This is a genomic window from Xenorhabdus sp. PB62.4 (assembly GCF_014467285.1).
Lineage (GTDB): Bacteria > Pseudomonadota > Gammaproteobacteria > Enterobacterales > Enterobacteriaceae > Xenorhabdus.
In genome coordinates this window covers 1-20936 of record NZ_NKHR01000004.1, presented here as the reverse complement: position 1 = coordinate 20936, position 20936 = coordinate 1, and the positions used below count along the sequence as shown (strand labels likewise).

Sequence of the window (20936 nt, the reverse complement as noted above, 5' to 3'; positions counted from 1 at the left end):
AGTTGTTGCAATGTAATTCGTTCAGGCTCAGAAAGTGTTATCTTCGATTTCATAAGAACAGGTGGAAAATCGGGTTATCGGGTTATTGATTATAACAGTAATGCAGATAATTTATCTTATTAACTTATAAGGAATTAAGCGTTAGCTGAATACACTTTTCTCTTTCAAGTTGCTACCTTATTGGTTGCAACTTGAAGATCATTGTATAGAAATAATAAATTCTCATATGAGAATAAAAGCTTATGATATGGTTGCCAGATTATTCGTTCAGATTCCTTGAGAATCTATTCAATGATTACTCATCAATAAATTTTTTCTGATTGAAAACTGAAAAAATGGATAATCAATTGATTTATTTATTTTGATGATACATTGCTTTTATTTATAATTAAAAATTATTAAAGGGCAAAGTGTTAACTAATTACATATTGTATTATTTTAATACTAGGAAATATCCTAATATTATAAATGAATTGTTTTTTATTAATTGTTTGATAAATAAATGTTTTTATAAATTGCGTGCTTTGATTTATATGAATTTATAGGTGATTTTTGGACTCTAAAACAGGTGTTTTTCTATGTAATAATTTGAATTTAAATAAAATTTTTCATCGTTGTGATTTTATTGGTGTAATTTTTGAGAATAAATTGATGTTCTTCCGCTTATAGTTGAATTCCTGATATAAGATCTGTATATTCCGAAAGCTTTTCTTGGTAAGACGAATACATCAAACGTAAATGACAGAGAATTTTTATTTATGAAAACAACATTATTAACAGCTTCTATCGCTGTGGGATTATCTATACTTACTTTTAATGCCTGCGCAAGCAATAGTGGTAAAAGTACTATTTCTTTAGGGTATGCCCAGAGTAACGCATCACTGAATAATGGTAAGGAAATCTACCATAATGATGAGAAATTAAGTACAAACCAGTATGGTTTAAATCTAAAATATCGTTATGAGTTTAATGAAAAACTCGGTGTTATCGGTTCATTAACTTATACCCAATATGTACATGAGTATAATTATTTTGGTTCATCATCAAAATTCAGGTGGAAAAATACATCTCTGATGGCTGGGCCAACCTACCGTTTTAACGATTATATCAGTGCATATGGTCTGATCGGTGCGGTTCGCAGTGAAGCTGGTTTTTCTGCATCAGGAGATAAAGATATTCATAAAAAAACCGCATTATCTTACGGCGCTGGTTTACAATTTAACCCTACTCCTGGCTGGGCTATTGATGCTTCATATTCATATGCAAATTTAAAAGAAGCCAAGCTTGGAACTTGGGTATTGGGTGTAGGTTATCGTTTCTAAATTTTCATTTACCCATATTCGTTATGTCTCTTTATATATCGCTTATTTTTTAAACTAATTTATCTATTGGCGATCATTGTATGAATGATCATTTCGCCTGAACTCTTTGTTTAATAAGGTTCAGGCTTTTTATTATGTATTCAACCACGATCTATTCAGAAATTACTCGTGTATGATTAATGCAATGCATGATGATTTTGTAAAGGTATACAAAATATAAAAGCCCAAATGTAATAAAAGAGAGAATAGCCCAAATGATGACGTAACCCAGTATTTGAACTAAGTTGATATCACAATCTAACTTACCGATAATTTTCCCGCTATCTCTGTCAATAACATGCGTTTTGCTAATGATAAAACGAGTCATATAGTAAGGAAATACAAAGGCACCTAATCCCACGGTAAGTAATATAATCAGAAACCAGATGATAAGGTGTAAGAAAATCTCAAGTATTCCCAATTCTGATTTTAACTTCAAACTACGAAAATCCATTAAATTCATAAAATTATCTCAGTATTAAAGTGAATTCTGAAAGCTGGTCGCTATAGAAATAATAATTATGGTCTTTGTAAGACAAACTTCTCGGAATGATAGTTCAATTAAAAAAGAATGGATAGCGATATGGAATGGCAAATATTTACATTAGATCTTAACAGGCGATAAAAAAGCCAGTTTTATGAATAGCTGGCTTATCTCTGTCTGTACAGTGCGTTATATAAGGTGAGTGCTTACATAAAGCGAGTTGCTGATAAGCGAATAACAACGCAGTGTACGTTTGAGAGGAAAGATTTTACAGATTTCATGATGATGTCCTTTGAGGGTTATAAATTGTGATTTACTTCACGAAAATCTAAATTCTGGGGAAGATTTTATGCTCAAAACAAAAAGAGTCAAGATATTTATTAAATTATTTTTTTAAAATTTAAAAAAAATTTGCAAATCAAATTATCTGTTTGAAATTTATGTATATTTTTTCTATTGGTGCTTTGTGAAAATGCGATAATTTGGTTACTATCGCGCCTTAACTGATTTTTTATTAGTCTATACTTTACGTTTAGGTTGTTTTTTATACTAATCTTGGCTTGATGTTCGATGCTCGACCTAGCAAGCGGAGAAAATGAATGGAGATCAGTGAAAATGGTATTAATAAACTGAAAAGCTATGAAGGATTGAAATTGAAAGCATATTCAGATCCCGTCACTGGAGCCGAACCGTGGACAATTGGATATGGTCATACAAAGGGAGTCAAACCTGGACAAGTGATTACCGCACAACAAGCAGAAGCATTTTTGTATCAAGATCTACTTCCGATTTATGATGCTATCCATCGATTAGTTAAAGTATCTCTAACACAGGGGCAATTTGATGCTTTATGCTCGTTTATTTTCAATCTGGGGATTGGTAATTTTACCCATTCAACGTTGTTGAAAAAATTGAATGCCGGTGATTACCAAGGAGCCGCCAGAGAGTTTTTAAAATGGGATCGGGCTGATGGACGAAAAATACCGGATCTACTCCGTAGAAGAGAGTCAGAACAACAAACATTTCTCTCATAGCAGATGTAAACTTAAAATGCTATATATCCGTCATCTTCCAAGTTGCATTTTTGTTGGATTCGCTCACTTACCTCAGCCACATAGTTAGTTATGCTGCTGGGGATTTGTTTCCTTACCATCACAATGCAACTTGAAACCGGTTAGGGATAAGCGATTAATATTAAAATAAATAATTTTTTAGCATTAAATTAACTATGAAAATGCTTAAACTTCTGAAGCACTATTTTGTAATACAACGCGATAGCCATCAATATCTTCAAATGTCTTTCCATTCTTATCCCAATAAGGATTATAAGAAGGCACGAGAATAAAACCGGCTTCTTGCATTGATTTTATTTGTGCTTGCCATTCAAGTTCATTTTCAATATAAAATGCTAATAAATTATCTTTCGTTGGTACTTTTCCAACATATGTATTGTGATGATGCGTGAATTCCAGATGCCAAGAATGATTGGGATGCCCTAACATAATACCATCAAAACCATCATGATCTTTGAATTCACCCAATATGGTGAAATTTAAACCTTGACAATACATATCCGCAATTTCAACAAGGTTATCTGTTGGTCTGGCAATTCTAAGAATAGTTGACTTTTTCATATTTTTTTAAAAGAGTAGGGTTGAGTTGGAAAATAAATATTACCTGAAAATATTTTGTTTTTTTAGATAAAAGTGCTGGTTATTGCCCAGCACTTTTTAATTTAAAAATATTATTTAATGTCAGCATCAATAACTTGATAGAAAGCGTTATTGGTGTCGTCAATTGTCCATGTACCGAGAATAACATGATATCCTGAGCGTTCTGGAACATTACAGGTTATCTTGACTTTTTCGGCAGGTCTTTTTCCACCATCAAAACGCTCACAGAAGGGTTTTAAATCAAACTGTGCGCGAGTTAGTGGCTTATTTGGGTCCCAATCAGGTTTAGTAATGAAATATTGCCATGAAGTGGAGCTATGCCGGGCTGTTAATACCCATATAAACTCATTAAGACCTTTATTGAGATTGACATGATGCCAGCGATCAGCACTTTGCTCATTGAGTTGATGGAACTGACCAACGCCACCACTGGCAATTTGTCCATCAGGTGGACCGCCTTGTGGAAAACCTTTGACGCCTTCAACAGATTGTGGCTCATACATGATGGGACCACACTCTTTGTTAACGCGTTTAGAGCATAGAAGCGCTCTGCTTGGTGGTGTATCGATATATCCATGACGAGAGGAAGGTTCGGCAATACTAAAGAATGGGATTGTACTAACAGCGGTCAGTCCCACTAAAAGTAATGACTTTTTAATGTTCATGATGGAGTTCCTATTTTTTCCGTACTTGACTGTAAAACAAGTAACTTTAATTATTGTTATAATATTAATCGGTATGTATGAAATTTAATTCATGTCTTATGGAAAGGCATAAATATATTTATAACAAAATTAGTCAATTATAAATTCTTAATTTATGATAAGGGTGTGATAGAAATATCTTCTTAAGAAAATGTTGGTTGTTGGGCTGATGGGATTATACCGATAGGTTAAATATTATTGGGGTGAAGCATCGAGCAAGAAAAACCCCTCCCTGTATTAGGGAGGGAAAGAGCGAAATAAGAAGCAAATGAGGGTGTACTAAACAAGTAGGGCATTCAGTACACGTAAATAAAGTAGACTTAAATGGTAAAATATGCAATAAACCAACCTTAAACAAAAGGTAGTAATGATACCTTTAGGGTATATAATTATTGGAAATGGATTTAGATTTTAAAGAATAGATTAGAGGGATGTTTTAACTGACGTAAGTAAAAAATAATCATGATGTATAAAAAATTTTTATGATGCGAATTCACCAAACATTATTAGTTTAACTGGTTTCATCTAAAATATAAGGCAAAAGTATGATCAAAATAGGTGAAGATAAATATTGGACTAAATCGGCACTCGTTGAACAGATCCTAAAGATGGGTATAAAACCGGGTGATGTTGTTATGTCCCACGTTTCTATGCGCTCTGTCGGGTATTGTTTAAATGGTGCAGATGATCTTATTCAGGCGATTTTAACTGCTATAGGGGAGAAAGGGACATTATTATGTTATACAAACTGGGAACAAAATTACGAAGATAGTATGGATGAAAATGGCTGTGTGCCGCTTGAACTAAAAACTGAAATTATGCCGTATGACCCATTATTTTCACGAGCAAGCAGAGATCATGGCGTATTTGCTGAGAGTGTTAGAACAACAAGAGGAGCAGTTCGAAGCCAAAATCCTGGCGCATCTGTAGTTGCTATTGGAAATGATGCCAACCACTTCGTAGAGAACCATTCAATAAATTATGGATATGGTAATAATTCACCATTTGCGAAATTTGTAGCCTGTCAGGGGAAGATTCTTATGATTGGTGCTCCATATGAAACAATGAGTTTATTACATCATGCTGAACACTTGGCAAATATTCCAAATAAACATATTCGTAAAATGGAAATCCCTCTGTTTCAAAATGGTTATGTAGAATGGGTTAAACTAGAAGAATTTGACACAGTAGATCCGGTTTGTGAATTATTTCCTGAAGGCTATTTCAAAGATATTGTTGAGCAATTTTGTCATTCCCATTCAGAATCGATTAAAGGTGTTATTGGTTCTGCTAATACACTACTTGTTCCTGCTAAAGAAATACTGGATTATGCAATCCGCTGGATGGAAGATTATCATAAAAAGTCATTTTTGGCATTATCGTAGTTCCTGTTATATCGTTAGATTGGATATAGTATTAGAGGAATGATTAATAGAGAAGTATTATTTTGTTATCATAGAAAATCTTCATGGATTGATTGTTTTTTCTTTTCTCAGTTGGTGAAGTAAATATTCTAAGAGTGGAAAATATATTATCAAAATGACCACTAAACTTCGGCTTCATTAACACCATCTTAGTTAATGTGGCTATTTTCTCAAATCACTGTGATTTATTGATATGGCGTGACCATATTAATGCCTGCTAAATTCACCATTAACCACAACACTCTTGGAAAGGGCGGAATGTGGCTATAACTTTCTGTAATCAAAAAAGTAGAAGTTTTGGTTATTTCTTAAATAAAAGAGAGGACTGTATATGGCTACTTATCTGGTTCGTGTAGAGCTTTTTGGTGCAGGCTCAAGGGAGCACAATTCACTTCATGAATTAATGGGGTTAATTGATTTTAGGGGAACAATTACTTATGCCAATGGTGAAGTAATGGCTCTGCCTACAGGGACTTATGTTGGAAGCTCGTTAAACTCCGCTTCAGAGATCAGAGAAAAAGTCAGGAAATTAGCAAACCCATTATCATCAAAAGCTGTTTCTGTGTTTGTTTGCCAGTATAGCGAATGGTCTGCTTACCTTTATTCAGCTTCTGTATCTGCATTATCATCTGAATCATAATATTATTTTTTAGTAAGCCGGTTCTCCAACAAATAGTTTGGAGGCCGGATTTACCCTCTCTGTCAGGATTGTTGTCACCGTCATTAAAAATATTCATGGGGCGGTAGAGATCAATCACCATGATACGAATTTCACCAGAACGTAAATCCGCAGCACTGGCTAAATTGCTTTCTCTTTACAATATGACGGTAGCCGCAGTTGCACAACTGGAAGGCATATCGGAAGCTACCTTGCATAACTGGCCATTACGTGGCTGAATATCTGATTACGCTTAATCAGGTTTAATCACGAGTCACGCAAGGTTCTATCTTGTGACTCCGCCGAAACAGGGTGCGAATGATATCAAAGTGGGCATTCGTTTGTTCGAAAGTCAACGAATGCTTGTCTTTGTATGCCAGTACTTTCTTTCGGAAATCTAAACGGTAACCCATCTTATTACTCTGCCTTGTCATTAGAATTCAGATATTAGGCCATATTATTTTGATTCTGCTATATTGTTAGGGGCTAAATGCCCCTATAAGATAATTTTTTAGTGTGGCTCTTGTTCACCAATTTTTTTTGTTAAACAAACAATTTCAGGTAATAGCTCAATGAGTAATCCTATTTGTTGTAACACGAGTTGAACTTTATTGTTACTTTCAGAAGGCACCAGATTGATTTTATCTGCCAAGTTATTTGCAATGGTTTGTAGTGTTTTATCATTAACCCAGCCTTGTTTTAATGCCGATTCAACGGAACAGATAGCATCATTAAGAATATCCAGAATTTCTGGATCATTGAGCTTGTCACGATGGGCCCCCAATGCAGAAATATAGCTCAGCATCGTATGGTTAAGGCACAATAAACGAAAAGCGGCTTCCTGAGAAATGCGGTAACTTTTTGGCTCTGATGCCATATTAGAGATCACCGATGCTAATTCAGCATCACAATTATGAGCATCACGGCGAGCGATGCGGTAATCCAGACAGTTGCTCTTTCCTTGATGGTACTGCATTAAAATAGCATTAAGATAACGGCAATTAGCAACCATTGTTCGGTTAATCACTTGAGGCAATTGGCGAAATTTCCAGTCTGGCCAGATGAAACTGACAGCAAGTAAGGCAATGCCACAACCTATCAATGTGTCGATAATTCTGGGTAATGCGATTTCAAAGCCTTCACCTAATAAATTGAAACTCAGTAAAACCAGAAGAGTAATGAATAGCGTTGCATGTGCATATTGGCTATTGCGAAAAGCGAAGAACAGTACTCCAGATATGACAATTAACACCAGTTGCCCTTCAATAGAGGGCACAAAATAGAGAATTGGTAGGCCAATCAAAATTCCCGCCAATGTGCCAATGACACGTAAAGCCAGACGTCGGCGAGTGGCACTATAGTTAGGTTGGCAGACAAATAAACTCGTTAGTAAGATCCAATAACCACGCTGTAAATCAAATAGTTGAATAATGGCATAGCCAGTACATAGCAGGACAGACATTCGAACCGCATGGCGAAAGAGAGCTGATTTTGGTGTCAAATTACGGCTGATCCTGAACCATATATCACGCCAACCTGTTAAATCTTCACCGGATAAGCGTGTCTCTTCTTGTTGGGCATTTTGGGAAATATTTTGGGAAAGAAGGTATTGATCCGAACCAAGCCCTGCTAATTGGGCATCAATCGCACGTAAGTTTTTCAGCAGATTATCAAATGCCATTATTTTGGAATTAGTACCTTGCTGGTTTTTTAAGCGCTCAAGGGAGCTTTCAAGATAACTGAACGCACTTTCAAAACGTGGATTATGTTGATATTGCTTACGTAAGATAATAGATCGCGAAATCTGCTCGCATGCTCGTGCTTGCATAGAAAGTAGCCTTTGAATACGAAACAGAATATCGCTGTGACGAAAAATTTCTCTCAGTTTTTGATACTGAACATGGGATGAACTGGCTCGCTCATGGATATCTTGTGCAACAAAATAATAATGCAAAGTATGGCGCGTTCCTCGCTGCCCTCTGTCGCCTTTCAAGCGACTTAATAAAGAGATCTTAGCTTGATTCAGTGTCGTGACTAATGTGCTGTTTGCCATGGCAATATCAAACACAGCTTGCTTATATTCTTCAGCTTCAGAATCAGGATCAAACAAACTTGTTTTGGCATAAAGATAGGTTGAAAGCTGCTGGTAACAACGTGCCAGGTTTTCTTGCAAAGGGCGAATTGGAAATAATAAGTGGCCGGTTAATGTCAGCAAGTTATACCAGATGGCACCAATGAGCAGTAATACAGGCTGTTGATACCAAACAGGAAATATAGGTGAGCCAAGCATGGTATAAATCGCTATCAGTAAAGCACCAAAGGCAATAGTAGCGTAGCGCTGTCCCAAAGCACCCAACAGAATAAAGCCGCAGGTTGATATTGCCAGCCCGAGCATAAAAAACCATGGATAAGGAAATAGCAATGTAATCGAAGTGGAAGCGGCAAAGAAAGAGACCAGCGTAATAATAAGATTACGCAAACGACCAACCAAACGATCATCCAAATCTGTTAATGCCGCCGCAACGACACCTAGCAGCAAAGGAATGGTTATTTTAAGTTCTTCTCCTAATAGCCAGGGAATCAGGGTAGTTCCTGTCAGTGCAATGAATATACGGATATAATAGAGGACATGACTGTTATACAGAAAATGGCGGGAGCTGGATAAAACCGTTAGCACAAAATACCCCTAACAACATTTACGTGATGAAGTAGTTCAACAATTTTCAGGTACGGTGCCACGACAATGGAACTCAAATCAACGCAAATTGGGCAACGACTCGCCCAACATCCTTATAACAGGGTGCGTCTGCTTAATGCTGGCATTGAAGTCAGTGGTGATAAGCACCAGTACCTTATTCCATTTAATCAATTGATTGGCATTCAGTGTAAGCGAGGGATTGTCTGGGGGGAACTGGAATTTGAATTACCTGAGGGAAAAGTAGTTCGCCTGCATGGTACTGAATGGCAGCAAACACAACATTTTTACCATTACTTATTAAAGGAATGGCAAAAATGGAGTCTCGATATGAGCGATGTCAGTGCGGAAGTATTGGCTGCTCAAGTGAATGAAATTAATAAAATCGGCCAACAAGATCGCTGGTTGAAAATTGCAGAATTAACTTCATTGCAGCAACAAATCCAAGAAACATTCCAGTCACTACCTCTTCCATTACAGCGAATCACCCAATTTGAGAACTGCCGTGATGATTATCAGATTTGTTTGGATTGGTTGTATGAGGGTGAAAAAACAATTCAGACTATGAACCAGCGTTGGATGGATCGTGTTTTGGCGCAACATGAGGAATTTTTCCGAACCATAGAAACTTCGCCACTTGATCGTTCTCAGTGTCAGGCGGTTATTAATGGTGAGAAAAATATTTTAGTCTTAGGCGGTGCGGGGAGCGGAAAAACCGCTGTTTTGATGGCGCGTACTAGGTGGTTGTTATTGCGTCAACAAGCTCTTCCCGAACAGATTTTGTTGTTGGCTTTTGATCGTCAGGCTGCTGGTCAAATGAGTGAACGTATTCAGGCGCGCTTGGGAACAAAAGAGGTAAAAGCAAAAACATTTCATACTTTGGCACTGCATATTATTCAGCAAGGGAGCAATAAAGAAACCAAAATTAGTGAACTGGAAATTGATGCTCAGAAGCGTCGTAATTTTCTCATTCAGGAATGGCAAAAGCAGTGTGGAGAAAAAAAAGCACAAGCGAAAGGTTGGCGGGAATGGTTAGATGAAGAACTGGATTGGCAATTACCAGAAGGTGAATATTGGCACGATAACCAATTAACAGATAGCTTATCTGTTCGTCTGGAACGCTGGCTGGAATTAATGCGTAGGCATGGCGGCAGTCAGAAAGAGATGATTGAACAGGCACCTGCTGCTTATGCTGATCTATTTCAGAAACGTATACGCCTTATGGCTCCTTTGTTGAAGGCCTGGAAATCGGCACTGAAATCTGAAGGCGCAATCGATTTTTCTGGTTTAATCCATCAGGCTGTAAACATTTTACAAAAAGGGCAATTTATCAGCCCATGGAAACATATTCTGATTGATGAATTCCAGGATATTTCACCGCTGAAGGCCAAATTATTGACAGCGCTGAAGGCGCAAAATAAACAAAGCCATCTATTCGCTGTGGGAGATGACTTGCAAGCAATTTATCGTCTTAGTGGTGCAGAATTAACTTTAATGACAGCTTTTCCAACTTATTTTGGTGATGGTACAAAATGCACGTTAGATACGACTTATCGTTTCAATGATCGTATCAGTGAAATAGCCAACCGATTTGTGCAACAAAACCCCCATCAATTAGCTAATCCGTTCAATAGCTTGATAAAAGGCAATAAAAAATCGGTTGTGATTTTGCCGGAAGAGCAGTTGGAAGCATTGCTTAATAAAATGAGCGGTTATGTTACCAAGCAGGAAACCATCTTATTATTGGCACGCTATTACCATCTCAAGCCAGAACTATTGAAAAAAGCACCAACTCGCTGGCCAAATTTGCAGATTGAATTTATGACAATTCATACGTCTAAAGGGCAACAAGCGGAATATGTCATTATCCTGGGATTGCATCAGGGAAAAGATGGTTTTCCGGCACCTGCGAGGGAATCTGTGATAGAGCAAGTTTTATTACCACAACCTGAAGATTTTCCTGATGCGGAAGAACGCCGTCTTTTATATGTTGCACTGACACGGGCAAAAAAACAGGTTTGGTTGATGCAGGAACCGAAAAACCCATCGATATTCATTCATCAATTGTTGCAATTAGGCGTATCCACTCAGCGTAAACCTTAAGACCGTATCAACATCAGAAAAAATAAGATTAAAAAATGGGGGAGAGTTTGGCTCTCCCATTTCCGTTCTGATTATTGGAGTCTTTCATTAAGATAGCGTTGATAATCTGGTACATTGATATCGACTTCTTCTGAAAAAAGCGCGGAGTTGATAAGAAAATCGGCAGTTGAGAGGTTGGTAGCAACGGGAATATTCCAAACAGTGGCTAAACGTAGCAGAGCTTTAACATCAGGATCATGTGGAACTGCATTCAAAGGATCCCACAAGAAAATCAAAACATCGATTTTTCCTTCAGAAATTAGGGCTCCAATTTGTTGATCACCTCCCATTGGCCCACTCAGCATAGTTGTAACAGTGAGTCCCGTCTTTTGCTGAATTAAATGCCCTGTTGTTCCTGTCGCATACAGTGTATGCCTGTTTAATAAAGACTTATGTGTATTGGCCCAGTCTAGCAGGGCTTTTTTACAGTGGTCATGTGCGACAAGGGCGATATTTTTTGATTTTGCCAAGGTGCGAACCGTTGATTCCATGGTGATACCTTTATATGAATAAATTATTTACCATTTTTTAAAATGGCAAGATAATAAAAAACAACCGTGATTATCATAAATACTGTAGCAGATAAACCGAATGAAAGTAGCTGTTGAGTCATGGAGTAACGACTAAAGGTAATATAGGGGGCTAAATGAATGATCAATATATAGTGGCTATACTGAAAAAGGTCAGAACTATAGCGTTGGTAGGTGCGAGTGATAAACCAGAGCGTCCAAGCTATAAGGTAATGAAATACTTACTGAATCAGGGATATAAAGTCATTCCTGTCAGCCCTAAATTGGCAGGGAAAACTTTGTTGGGGCAGCCTGTTGTAAGTCAATTAGCAGATATTGATCAACCAGTGGATATGGTTGATGTATTCCGTAATGCGACAGCGGCTTACGGCGTGGCTGAAGAGGCAATCTCTATTGGTGCAAAAGTGCTTTGGCTACAGAAAGACATCATCAATGAAGAAGCAAAATCACTGGCAGAACACGAGGGATTGGATGTTGTGATGGATTGTTGCCCTAAAATTGAAATCCCGCGCTTGGGTATGGAGAAATAAATAAGGTGGTGAGCGTTTTATTATGCACCACCTTATTGGAATGGTTTAAACAAGGGTAAGTAAGAGCGTTTAATTTCGTAGTCGTGGGGCTTGTAATTGATTGCGGATTGACTCGGCCAACTCATCCATGGAAGGTTGTTCTGGGTGATCATCTGATATTTCATAAGTCAATTGAGCTTCTGCCAGATAAGTATGGACGGGTTGCCCATCATCACCTTCCATCACAACGTGGTACCACGGCGCTGAACGTAAGGTAGCATTAGATGCAATATCATTTTCCTGCGGCTGTTCTAAAGAATATTCAGCATCAATATCTACAACAACACCCAAATAACCCAGCAGCCTATGTCGTACTTGCTGGCCGATACCGAATTTGCTGGCGATCATCATAGTCACCTCCAAAGAAACCTTGCAATGACTCTTATATAAGGGCAGTAAGGTAAATTTCAAGTGCATACCCGGTAGCCGGAATTTTTGCATGATTTTTGAAACTAAGATGGCATGTGATCGCCACCCCATAATTTCAGGTTAGCTGTTGCGTATATAAAATACAATACCAAAAGTGGGTTTGACGTTTCAAAGTTCTTACTATCTCTTTGGGAGGGACGTAATGATGACCAAATACAACATTATTATTTATGTTTACGGCCGGGTACAGGGCGTTGGATTCCGTTATCAAACGTACCATTGGGCAAAGAAAAATAAGCTGGTGGGATATGTTCGTAATATGAATGATGGCAGCGTTAAAATTGTTGCTTGTGGTGATGACACGCAAATCAAAATGTTAACGCATTGGCTGGAACAGGGAGGGCCACCGGGTGCCAAGATCGAACATTTCGAGTCACAATTTTGTGAAGTCGAAGAGATGACTGATTTTAGAATCCGCCATTAACGACGGATGAAGAGATCAAATACACTTGACTGGTTTCGGAAGGCCCGCAATTTTTGTTGCTTGTTTTGCCGGCCCTTTGGGGAATAGTCGATAAAGGTAACGGCTGTTCCCTTTTTCCTCACCATATTTTTGAGAGATTGCCTTAACTAGCATACGAATAGCGGGAGAAGTATTAAATTCCTCATAGAATTCACGCACAAAACGAATCACTTCCCAGTGCTGTTCGGTTAGAGTGATTGCTTCCTGTTCTGCAAGAATAGGAGCCATGGCTTCTTGCCAGTCACTGCTATTTTTTAGATAACCCTGCGCATCAGTTTCGATTTCACGATCTTCAAATATCAACATAATTTTTTAACCATCCAATTACGATGGCTGCAATTTAGCAAAAATCACCACTATTCCCAAGAAAGATTGCCAAATATGCTGAATAAATAGACCAACAGATAGTAATATGAATAAATTGACGGCAGTTGAACAGATAAATGCTTTACATTGAGAACAGTGATGTTTATAGTGCTCGACATCGCGGAGGGGTGGCCGAGCGGCTGAAGGCAGCGGTCTTGAAAACCGCCGATGGGAAACCATCCGAGAGTTCGAATCTCTCCTCCTCCGCCATCTACACTTCTAGCAGCATCTCTTAAAGTCTACTTTTCCCTGTAAAATCAACGAAAACTCCCAAATAACGCTCTATTAATGTCTACTGGCATCTATTGCAATGTACCCCAGTCAGGGGGGTATATATAGGGGTAACTTTCTGTACCCCCTAAAAAAATACCCCCATTACTGTGAGGGGGCAAGGATGCTAGAAATATGAAACTAACAGCCCGACAAGTTGAAACAGTAAAACCCCAAGATAAAGATTTTAAGCTATCAGATGGCGGCGGTTTATACCTGCTGGTAAAGACAACCGGTTCTAAATACTGGCGACTGAAATACCGCATTGCAGGAAAAGAAAAATTACTCGCCATTGGCACTTTTCCACTTATCACTCTGGCAGAGGCCAGAAGAAAACGTGATGAAGCCAAGAAACTGATAGCCGAAGGTATTGATCCCAACCAAGATAAAAAACAAAAGAAACTGGCGGCTCAGGGAGAAATCAGTAACACCTTTGAAAGCATTACGCGTGAATGGTACGAGGGAAGAAAAGACCGGTGGTCTGTTGGTTATCGTGAAGATATGATGGACGCTTTCGAAAAAGATGTTTTTCCTTATATTGGTCATCGCCCGATTGCTGAAATAAAACCCCTCGAATTATTAGACCCCCTTTCTATTATGGAAAAAAGAGGTGTCACCGATAAATTAAAGAAAGTCCGCCAACGTTGTGGTGAAGTTTGGACATATGCAATTATTACTGGCAGGGCAGAATACAATCCAGCACCAGATTTAGCGAGTGCTTTTATCCCTCATCAACGCGAACACTACGCTCATCTTTCAGTAGATGAATTACCTGAATTTCTCCGTTCCATTGATAAATATATGGGAAGCCAGATAGTCAGAACGGCTTTGCGAATGCTGATATTAACCGGCGTTCGTCCGGGAGAACTCCGCAAAGCTGAGTGGTCAGAAATTGATTTAGATAAGGCTGTTTGGACAATTCCAGCTGCAAAAATGAAAATGCGCCGTACTCATGTAGTGCCATTATCAGAGCAAGTTATCGATTTATTGAAGCAGATTCAGCCCATCAGCGGCAGTTATCAGTATGTTTTCCCAAGCCGGACAGATTACAGAAAGCATATATCTGATATGGCAATCAATACCATGATCCGCCGCATGGGATATTCAGGGCGGGCGACAGGTCACGGATTCCGGCACACCATGAGTACCATTCTGCACGATCAAGACTTCAACACGGCATGGGTTGAAAAACAGCTTGCGCACGTCGATAAAAACAGCATCCGAGGTACATACAACCACGCTCAATATTTGGATGGTCGTCGGGAAATGTTGCAATGGTATGCCGATTATATGGATATGCTGGAACGAGGCGAAAATGTCCTGCTCGGACAATTTGGCAAAAGGGCGTAAAGATATAGCGATCTTTTTAAGAAAAGTAACATAAAAAAACAACGCCCCAGTGTGCAGCAACACATCTGAGGCGTCTGACCAACAACCGTTATACGAGGTAACGATGATGGCTGATACACAGTCTAACCAAACTCACCCTAAATTTACACCTTCAGATAAAACAGACGAACAAAAACCGCTCGAACTTATCAAAACCGTAAAAAAATCCGCCATGTATCACTGGGAAAATCTGCTGCCTGCCTGTGGTATTGATATTCCGGCAAAGGGTAAACATGGCGCTTGCCCTGTCTGTGGCGGCACTGACCGTTTCCACTTTATCGACGATCACCATCACGGCAACTGGCATTGCCGCCAGTGTGACGCTCCGAACTATGGTGATGGATTGGATTTAGTGGCTAAAACCAAAGGGATCTCAATTTTTGACGCTGCAAAAATTATTGCAGATGCGCTTGCATTGCCTTTGCCAGAACCCAAGCCAACTAACACACCAAATCATAGCGCTAAACCAATCGCAGAACGCATCACGGCACTGGTTGCCACTGCTGTTACGGGGAAATCTCAATATTTGGTGAAAAAGGGACTGCAATGCTCCAATCAGCGGTTGTTAAAAGATGGTTCATTATTGCTGGTTACTCAAACGCTGGGCGGCACAATCACTGGCGCACAGATCATCAAGCCGAACGGCGAAAAACACCTTATTTCCGGTTCGCAGAAAAAAGGCAGTTTTATCCCGGTATCTGAGATTACCGGAACGCTGGACACAATCATCATTACCGAGGGTTACGCTACAGCTTTAACAGTCAGTCAATTACATAAAGGCGTGGTACTGGCAGCGATTGATGAAAGTAACCTATTAATTGTTGCCGAGCAGGTTAGAGCTCAATATCCAAACCCCAGAATCATCATTGCCGCTGATAACGACTGGCACGAACCGGAAGAACGAGACAAAAACGGCAGGCTGAAAAAGAATATCGGTAAGGTTGCAGCAGAGAAAACCGCCATAGCGATCAGCGGATGGGTAACGTTACCGCCTACAGAGTATAAAGCTGATTGGGACGATTATCGCCAGCAACACGGTGTGGAAATAGCACAACAAGCCTTTACTCAGGGGCTTTATCAACCGACATCAATCAAGAAAAAAGCAGCCATTCAGTTTAATAATGATGCCGAGCCTGCAAAATTGACACTCTGTCAGATGGGAGCCAGCCAGCGCGGGGAAGTATTACTGGCACGTTATAACGGTGATCTGGCACTGGATGGTGCTTCGGAAACCGTTCATCACTATGACGGTATTATCTGGCGTCCGGTCAGTGACCGTGATTTAAGGCGGGAAATGGTGGCTGCTTTTATGGTAGAGAAACTACCGTATTCGCCACATGGTATTAGTTCAGCCGTAGATGCCCTGAAATTACAACTTCCCATGATGCAGCCACCAGAACGCCACTTAATCGGGTTTAGTAATGGCGTATTTGATCTGAAAGTCTGCCAGTTTCGGCCTCACCGTAAAAATGATTGGTTATTGCTTGCCAATGACATTGAATTCAATTCCCCTGTTTCGGGGGAAACCCTGCTAGATCATGCGCCACAATTCTGGTGCTGGCTCAATCAGGTAACAGCTAACTGTGAAAACAAAGCATATAGAGTGCTAGCGGCGCTGTTTATGGTGTTGGCGAACCGTTATGACTGGCAACTTTTTCTGGAAGTCACCGGAGCAGGAGGCAGTGGCAAAAGCATCTTTGCCGAAATCTGTTCAATGCTGGCAGGGAAGGGTAATACTGTTTCTGCAAGCATGGCCGCACTGGAAAACCCACGGGAACGGGCGTTGATTGTTGGCTATTCGTTGATCATCCTGCCAGACCAAACTCGCTATGTGGGTGATGGTTCAGGCATCAAGGCGATTACTGGCGGCGATGAAGTTGCTATTGATCCAAAGCATAAACAACCTTATTCAACCCGCATTCCTGCGGTAGTGCTGGCAGTAAATAATAATGCCATGAGTTTCAGTGATCGCAGTGGTGGTGTGTCGCGGCGTCGGGTTATTTTTAACTTTTCCGAAGTCGTACCGGAAAATGAACGTGATCCACTCCTGCGGGATAAAATTGCGGCTGAATTGCCCGTAATTATCCGGCATCTGTTACATCGGTTCACTGATCCACAAGCCGCAAGGCGTTTACTGGCAGAGCAGCAGAAATCTGCGGAGGCGCTGGATATCAAACGCGGCACAGATCCACTGGTCGATTTTTGCGGTTATCTTATTGCTTCCCATGAAGCTGACGGTTTGTTAATTGGCAATGCGGAAATTATGCCGTTCAATCCTCGTAAATACCTCTATCACGCCTATCTTGCTTATATGAAAGGCAATAACCTGAATAAACCTGTTTCCGTGACTCGTTTCGGCATGGATATGCCCGGCGCACTGGCAGAGTACAGCCAGCAATATTTACGCAAGAAAAGCAAACAGGGTATTCGCAGCAATCTGAGCCTGAATCTTGATACGGCTATCGAATGGATGCCGAAATTGACAAGGAATAGCCTGCCAGAAGAATAATTTTTCTCTGATTACAGTAATTTTTCAGAGAAATATAAAAAAGTGTTCACCACTGTTCACTCTATAATTTAAACCATATATATCAATGTATTATAGGGTGAATGGTTATTTTTAAACTGTTCACAACTATTCATCACTGTTCACCTTTTTCTGGTTGGAGGTGAACGGTTGGGTGAAGAGTAGTGAAGAGTTTAATTTCAACTCATCACCATTTAACAATTTGAATTTAAATAAAATTATTCAAAGGTGAACAGGGTGAACAGTTTTATCCATAATTCTTTAATAGGGAGGGGGTAGGTAAAAATGTTTTCTCTGGCAGGTGATCTTTCAGATCTCCGAGTTACTGGGTTAATGTATTAGCCCGGTAACTCGGAGGAGACAAGTGCAGCGCGTCAGTATGGGGTTGAACTACTACATCTAAATCATTGGAAATTACCTTTAGCCTGATTCTGGACAAAAGCGAACTGGTTGTATCAATGTAATTACCAAATGAGACTCGATCTGGCACTATTGATGATCTAAATGAAACCTAACCAGATAGGCGGCTTTGTGCTAGAAACGGACATTGTTAGCATAGTTGATATATTAACTAACGGAGAGCTGAACTCAGGAATATAGGGCGATAAAAAATATGATAAAAAAAGCTAGCCACAATCACTGTGTTTGTGTACAGTGTTATGCGAAAGAAGAACATATTATATTTATTGATGAATAGTGAGTGGCTCTAGTTTACTCCATATCGAACAAGAGGTTATACTGAGGAAAAGCAATTTCTATGGATTAGGAATGTTTACTGACCCTAACAGCGACCCAAAAGTATGGGAGCAATACTTTAAGAGCATTATTCGTTTACATTATAAACCAGCTAATTGCTGTGATATGCCCGATTCACAAAATGGTGATTTCGGCATCGAGTGTTATACCCTATCTGGGCATGTTTTTCAGTGTTACTTACCAGAACAATCAAGTGATGTTGAAAAGCTAGTAAAAGCACAACGTAGGAAAATAAGTACAGATATTTTAAAGTTTACAAAAAAATATAAATCTGATCTTGAATTATTGTTTGGAGATATAAAGATTAGTCGATGGATTTTGGCTACACCTTATAGTAAATCATCAAAACTAACACAATATTGCACACAAAAATCCTTGCGAGTGAGAGCGCTTAATTTGCCTTATGTGGCAGATGATTTTCAGATTCTTGTGCAAACTGATAACGATTATATTACAGAAAGGTTACTACTTCGTAGAGGAAATTTTCAGTTAAACTTGGATATTGATGATACCACAATAGAAAATGTAGTTTCTTTCATCGAAGAAAATATCGGTTTTCTCGAAAAATTAAATTTAAAACTTCCAAAGATCAATTCGTCTGAATCTGTACAAGATAGTTATCGGCACTTTTTAATACAAAAATATCTTGATTACCAAAACCTTCTTGATGAATTAAAAAGGAACTGGGTTGATATCTATCAAATCGTATATAAGTGTATACAGCAAAGAGAAACTAATTTGGTTGGGCTTTCCATGCTGAGTTTATCTAATGCGCAGCCTGGAGAGAAAATGCTAAAGCAAATGGAAGTTTTGAAAGAAAATATTGAAAAAGAAATACCAACTCTTAAAGAGTCAGATTTAGAAAAAATTAATTGGGGTGTTATTTCTGACTGGTTAATTAGATGTCCGTTGGATTTTTAAGATGGTGAAAAATGAATATTAAAATAGAAGATATCATTGGACGCCCCTTCACATTTGCGAGAAGACCAGAACATCTTCCATGTGAAATGAGGCCTATGTGGTGCGCAAGCCTAATTATAATTATTTTCACACTAGTTGCTTCTAAAACAGGTTCGTGCTCTCTAAAAAAATTACATGTTATCAATTGGTTGCTTAAATCAGAGAAAAACTCTAACGATTTCGCGTTTTGGGTTTTAAATAAGGATGGCATAAAACCAGAAATCAGAATGGATCCAACTCTGGATAGAGCTATTGAACTTTTATTGGCAGAGGGGTTTCTCAACCAAGAAAATAGCAAGTTCAACCTCACCGAAAAAGGTAATCATTCTTCAATGAATTTATTGTCTCTGGAAGTATTTAAAAAAGAATCTGCCATCCTAGAAAAAAATAAAAAAGGCTTGACAGAAACTAATATTACAAAACTATTTCAGGTGGGGTAATATGTCTTTTGAAATAATTTCTCTTAAAATAACGGTTAATACTGTTGATGGTCCATATGGTATTAATATCCCTTTTTCAAGTGGGCTATTTCTTCTACGTGTCGAAAACTCCCACGGTAAATCAACTTGTATGAATGCCATTGCATATGCACTTGGAATGGAAAAGGCACTAGGTTTAGGTGGGGCAAAAATACCATTTCCTCCATCTTTAACTAGAGCTTTGACCAATAAGGAGGGCAAAGAAATAGGTGTTATTAAATCATTTGTTGAGTTGACTATTAAAAATAGTCGGAATCACCTTGCAAAGTTAAAGAGAAATATAGCTGGCTTTGAACCTGATAATATCATAACGATTAATGAGTTTAGTCCTGAAAATGGAGATAGTACTGGTTCTTATTTTTTGCACCTTGAGGGAGATGCTAAAAGAGAACGAGGATTTTATTTCTGGTTTTCTAAATTCCTTGATTGGCATATTCCACAAGTACCAAATCATAATGGTAAAGACACACCATTATATCCATCAATTCTCTTTCCTGCATGGTTTGTTGAGCAAAAAAAAGGGTGGTCTTCAATACTTGCCACAATACCAACTCAATTTGGTATAAAAGAATCTAAAAAGCGAGCTTTGGAATTTTTACTTTCTTTGGATGTCAATGATAACATCTTGGAGAGAAGTGCTATTAAAAATGAAATAGATAACATTTCATTTAAATGGAAACTAATAAGACATAATGCAGAGATTGTTGCAGCAAAAATATCATCTATCATTTCAGGAATTCCGGAGCAACCTGAAGTAAAATTTGACACATATAAAATAGATTTGATTCTGAAAGAAAAAGATTACATTATTTCAGCAATTGATTATCGTAAGAAGTTAGAGTCTCAGTTAAATTGCATCAATAACGAGAACATTAGCCCTGTAGATGATGAAAAACTCCAGATAGAGGTCAGGGCGGGATTCCACTTTGTATTAAGTTTAATCAAATATAAGCTGACTACGGAATTCCGCTGACCACATTGCTCTTCGGCGTTTAGCGGCCTGACTGTCCTTTATACTGGTATTTTGTTTAATCACATTTAATGCAATTCGATTAAA

20 protein-coding genes, 1 tRNA gene and 2 pseudogenes are annotated in these 20936 nt (G+C 38.7%); 14 read left to right on the top strand and 9 right to left on the bottom strand.

What is annotated here, in order from left to right:
• Positions 1 to 758 precede the first annotated feature (758 nt).
• The gene (locus Xenpb_RS04910; protein WP_187653337.1) at positions 759 to 1322 is read left to right on the top strand and encodes an Ail/Lom family outer membrane beta-barrel protein; all 564 of its coding nucleotides are present in this window, start codon (positions 759 to 761) and stop codon (positions 1320 to 1322) included.
• Between the two features lie 151 nt (positions 1323 to 1473).
• On the opposite strand, the gene Xenpb_RS20420 is transcribed toward Xenpb_RS04910, so the two are convergent.
• The gene (locus tag Xenpb_RS20420; protein WP_368666800.1) at positions 1474 to 1815 is read right to left on the bottom strand and encodes a DUF6693 family protein; all 342 of its coding nucleotides are present in this window, start codon (positions 1813 to 1815) and stop codon (positions 1474 to 1476) included.
• Positions 1816 to 2444: 629 nt separating this feature from the next.
• Between Xenpb_RS20420 and Xenpb_RS04905 the strand changes: the two genes are divergently transcribed.
• On the top strand, positions 2445 to 2879 hold the full coding sequence (locus tag Xenpb_RS04905; RefSeq protein WP_187653336.1) for a lysozyme: 435 nt from the start codon (positions 2445 to 2447) through the stop codon (positions 2877 to 2879).
• Between the two features lie 204 nt (positions 2880 to 3083).
• Here Xenpb_RS04905 and Xenpb_RS04900 read toward each other — a convergent pair whose 3' ends face one another.
• Both Xenpb_RS04900 and Xenpb_RS04895 read right to left on the bottom strand, forming a co-directional pair.
• Positions 3084 to 3479, bottom strand: coding sequence for a VOC family protein (locus Xenpb_RS04900; protein ID WP_187653335.1), 396 nt, complete (start codon positions 3477 to 3479; stop codon positions 3084 to 3086).
• A 110-nt stretch (positions 3480 to 3589) separates the two neighbouring features.
• Positions 3590 to 4183 (bottom strand): lytic polysaccharide monooxygenase, encoded by a 594-nt coding sequence (locus Xenpb_RS04895; protein ID WP_187653334.1) that lies wholly within the window; start codon positions 4181 to 4183, stop codon positions 3590 to 3592.
• A 584-nt stretch (positions 4184 to 4767) separates the two neighbouring features.
• Here Xenpb_RS04895 and aac(3) point away from each other — a divergent pair.
• The 3 genes from aac(3) (at position 4768) to Xenpb_RS04880 (ending at position 6543) form a co-directional block, all read left to right on the top strand.
• Positions 4768 to 5607: an aminoglycoside 3-N-acetyltransferase gene (aac(3), locus tag Xenpb_RS04890; RefSeq protein WP_187653333.1), complete on the top strand. Its 840-nt coding sequence runs from the start codon at positions 4768 to 4770 to the stop codon at positions 5605 to 5607.
• 370 nt (positions 5608 to 5977) lie between these two features.
• Positions 5978 to 6286, top strand: coding sequence for a type V toxin-antitoxin system endoribonuclease antitoxin GhoS (gene ghoS, locus Xenpb_RS04885; protein WP_187653332.1), 309 nt, complete (start codon positions 5978 to 5980; stop codon positions 6284 to 6286).
• Positions 6287 to 6405: 119 nt separating this feature from the next.
• Positions 6406 to 6543 (top strand): hypothetical protein, encoded by a 138-nt coding sequence (locus Xenpb_RS04880; protein WP_187653331.1) that lies wholly within the window; start codon positions 6406 to 6408, stop codon positions 6541 to 6543.
• Between the two features lie 27 nt (positions 6544 to 6570).
• Here Xenpb_RS04880 and Xenpb_RS04875 read toward each other — a convergent pair.
• Both Xenpb_RS04875 and yccS read right to left on the bottom strand, forming a co-directional pair.
• Positions 6571 to 6717, bottom strand: a pseudogene (locus Xenpb_RS04875) (transposase); the annotation flags it as partial.
• Positions 6718 to 6815: 98 nt separating this feature from the next.
• Positions 6816 to 8981: a YccS family putative transporter gene (yccS, locus tag Xenpb_RS04870; protein ID WP_187653329.1), complete on the bottom strand. Its 2166-nt coding sequence runs from the start codon at positions 8979 to 8981 to the stop codon at positions 6816 to 6818.
• A 66-nt stretch (positions 8982 to 9047) separates the two neighbouring features.
• Between yccS and helD the strand changes: the two genes are divergently transcribed.
• Complete coding sequence (helD, locus tag Xenpb_RS04865; protein ID WP_187653328.1) at positions 9048 to 11102, top strand: DNA helicase IV; 2055 nt, start codon at positions 9048 to 9050, stop codon at positions 11100 to 11102.
• 71 nt (positions 11103 to 11173) lie between these two features.
• Here the strand turns inward: helD and mgsA are convergent, their stop codons facing one another.
• Entirely contained in the window at positions 11174 to 11632 is a 459-nt protein-coding gene (gene mgsA, locus Xenpb_RS04860; protein ID WP_187653327.1) for a methylglyoxal synthase, read from the bottom strand.
• A gap of 155 nt (positions 11633 to 11787) precedes the next feature.
• Here mgsA and Xenpb_RS04855 point away from each other — a divergent pair, with 155 nt between their 5' ends.
• Positions 11788 to 12201 carry a CoA-binding protein gene (locus Xenpb_RS04855; RefSeq protein WP_187653326.1) on the top strand — a complete coding sequence of 138 codons (414 nt, stop codon included), beginning with the start codon at positions 11788 to 11790 and terminating at the stop codon, positions 12199 to 12201.
• 69 nt (positions 12202 to 12270) lie between these two features.
• Here the strand turns inward: Xenpb_RS04855 and hspQ are convergent, their stop codons facing one another.
• Positions 12271 to 12591, bottom strand: a complete 321-nt coding sequence (gene hspQ, locus Xenpb_RS04850) for a heat shock protein HspQ (RefSeq protein ID WP_187653325.1) — start codon at positions 12589 to 12591, stop codon at positions 12271 to 12273.
• A 223-nt stretch (positions 12592 to 12814) separates the two neighbouring features.
• Here hspQ and yccX point away from each other — a divergent pair, with 223 nt between their 5' ends.
• Positions 12815 to 13093: an acylphosphatase gene (gene yccX / locus Xenpb_RS04845; protein WP_187653512.1), complete on the top strand. Its 279-nt coding sequence runs from the start codon at positions 12815 to 12817 to the stop codon at positions 13091 to 13093.
• 15 nt (positions 13094 to 13108) lie between these two features.
• On the opposite strand, the gene tusE is transcribed toward yccX, so the two are convergent.
• The gene (gene tusE / locus Xenpb_RS04840; RefSeq protein WP_187653324.1) at positions 13109 to 13438 is read right to left on the bottom strand and encodes a sulfurtransferase TusE; all 330 of its coding nucleotides are present in this window, start codon (positions 13436 to 13438) and stop codon (positions 13109 to 13111) included.
• A gap of 182 nt (positions 13439 to 13620) precedes the next feature.
• On the opposite strand from tusE, the gene Xenpb_RS04835 reads away from it, so the two are divergent.
• The 6 genes from Xenpb_RS04835 (at position 13621) to Xenpb_RS04810 (ending at position 20852) form a co-directional block, all read left to right on the top strand.
• Positions 13621 to 13708: transfer RNA gene (locus tag Xenpb_RS04835), tRNA-Ser, on the top strand.
• 195 nt (positions 13709 to 13903) lie between these two features.
• Positions 13904 to 15118, top strand: coding sequence for an integrase arm-type DNA-binding domain-containing protein (locus Xenpb_RS04830; protein WP_187653323.1), 1215 nt, complete (start codon positions 13904 to 13906; stop codon positions 15116 to 15118).
• A gap of 211 nt (positions 15119 to 15329) precedes the next feature.
• Entirely contained in the window at positions 15330 to 17666 is a 2337-nt protein-coding gene (locus tag Xenpb_RS04825) for a DUF5906 domain-containing protein (protein WP_187653511.1), read from the top strand.
• A 786-nt stretch (positions 17667 to 18452) separates the two neighbouring features.
• Entirely contained in the window at positions 18453 to 19361 is a 909-nt protein-coding gene (locus Xenpb_RS04820; protein ID WP_187653322.1) for a hypothetical protein, read from the top strand.
• Positions 19362 to 19372: 11 nt separating this feature from the next.
• Complete coding sequence (locus Xenpb_RS04815) at positions 19373 to 19840, top strand: serine/threonine protein kinase (protein ID WP_187653321.1); 468 nt, start codon at positions 19373 to 19375, stop codon at positions 19838 to 19840.
• A 1-nt stretch (position 19841) separates the two neighbouring features.
• Positions 19842 to 20852: an AAA family ATPase gene (locus Xenpb_RS04810; RefSeq protein ID WP_187653320.1), complete on the top strand. Its 1011-nt coding sequence runs from the start codon at positions 19842 to 19844 to the stop codon at positions 20850 to 20852.
• On the opposite strand, the pseudogene Xenpb_RS04805 reads toward Xenpb_RS04810, so the two are convergent.
• Positions 20817 to 20936, bottom strand: a pseudogene (locus Xenpb_RS04805) (ISAs1 family transposase); the annotation flags it as partial. The gene Xenpb_RS04810 and the pseudogene Xenpb_RS04805 overlap by 36 nt on opposite strands.

Excerpts from the sequence above, each read along its gene's own strand:
- Xenpb_RS04910 (WP_187653337.1), top strand. The coding sequence starts at position 759 with ATGAAAACAACATTATTAACAGCTTCTATCGCTGTGGGATTATCTATA.
- Xenpb_RS20420 (WP_368666800.1), bottom strand. The coding sequence starts at position 1,815 with ATGGATTTTCGTAGTTTGAAGTTAAAATCAGAATTGGGAATACTTGAG.
- Xenpb_RS04905 (WP_187653336.1), top strand. The coding sequence starts at position 2,445 with ATGGAGATCAGTGAAAATGGTATTAATAAACTGAAAAGCTATGAAGGA.
- Xenpb_RS04900 (WP_187653335.1), bottom strand. The coding sequence starts at position 3,479 with ATGAAAAAGTCAACTATTCTTAGAATTGCCAGACCAACAGATAACCTT.
- Xenpb_RS04895 (WP_187653334.1), bottom strand. The coding sequence starts at position 4,183 with ATGAACATTAAAAAGTCATTACTTTTAGTGGGACTGACCGCTGTTAGT.
- ghoS (WP_187653332.1), top strand. The coding sequence starts at position 5,978 with ATGGCTACTTATCTGGTTCGTGTAGAGCTTTTTGGTGCAGGCTCAAGG.
- Xenpb_RS04880 (WP_187653331.1), top strand. The coding sequence starts at position 6,406 with ATGATACGAATTTCACCAGAACGTAAATCCGCAGCACTGGCTAAATTG.
- helD (WP_187653328.1), top strand. The coding sequence starts at position 9,048 with ATGGAACTCAAATCAACGCAAATTGGGCAACGACTCGCCCAACATCCT.
- mgsA (WP_187653327.1), bottom strand. The coding sequence starts at position 11,632 with ATGGAATCAACGGTTCGCACCTTGGCAAAATCAAAAAATATCGCCCTT.
- Xenpb_RS04855 (WP_187653326.1), top strand. The coding sequence starts at position 11,788 with ATGAATGATCAATATATAGTGGCTATACTGAAAAAGGTCAGAACTATA.
- hspQ (WP_187653325.1), bottom strand. The coding sequence starts at position 12,591 with ATGATGATCGCCAGCAAATTCGGTATCGGCCAGCAAGTACGACATAGG.
- yccX (WP_187653512.1), top strand. The coding sequence starts at position 12,815 with ATGACCAAATACAACATTATTATTTATGTTTACGGCCGGGTACAGGGC.
- tusE (WP_187653324.1), bottom strand. The coding sequence starts at position 13,438 with ATGTTGATATTTGAAGATCGTGAAATCGAAACTGATGCGCAGGGTTAT.
- Xenpb_RS04830 (WP_187653323.1), top strand. The coding sequence starts at position 13,904 with ATGAAACTAACAGCCCGACAAGTTGAAACAGTAAAACCCCAAGATAAA.
- Xenpb_RS04825 (WP_187653511.1), top strand. The coding sequence starts at position 15,330 with ATGTATCACTGGGAAAATCTGCTGCCTGCCTGTGGTATTGATATTCCG.
- Xenpb_RS04820 (WP_187653322.1), top strand. The coding sequence starts at position 18,453 with ATGTTTACTGACCCTAACAGCGACCCAAAAGTATGGGAGCAATACTTT.
- Xenpb_RS04815 (WP_187653321.1), top strand. The coding sequence starts at position 19,373 with ATGAATATTAAAATAGAAGATATCATTGGACGCCCCTTCACATTTGCG.
- Xenpb_RS04810 (WP_187653320.1), top strand. The coding sequence starts at position 19,842 with ATGTCTTTTGAAATAATTTCTCTTAAAATAACGGTTAATACTGTTGAT.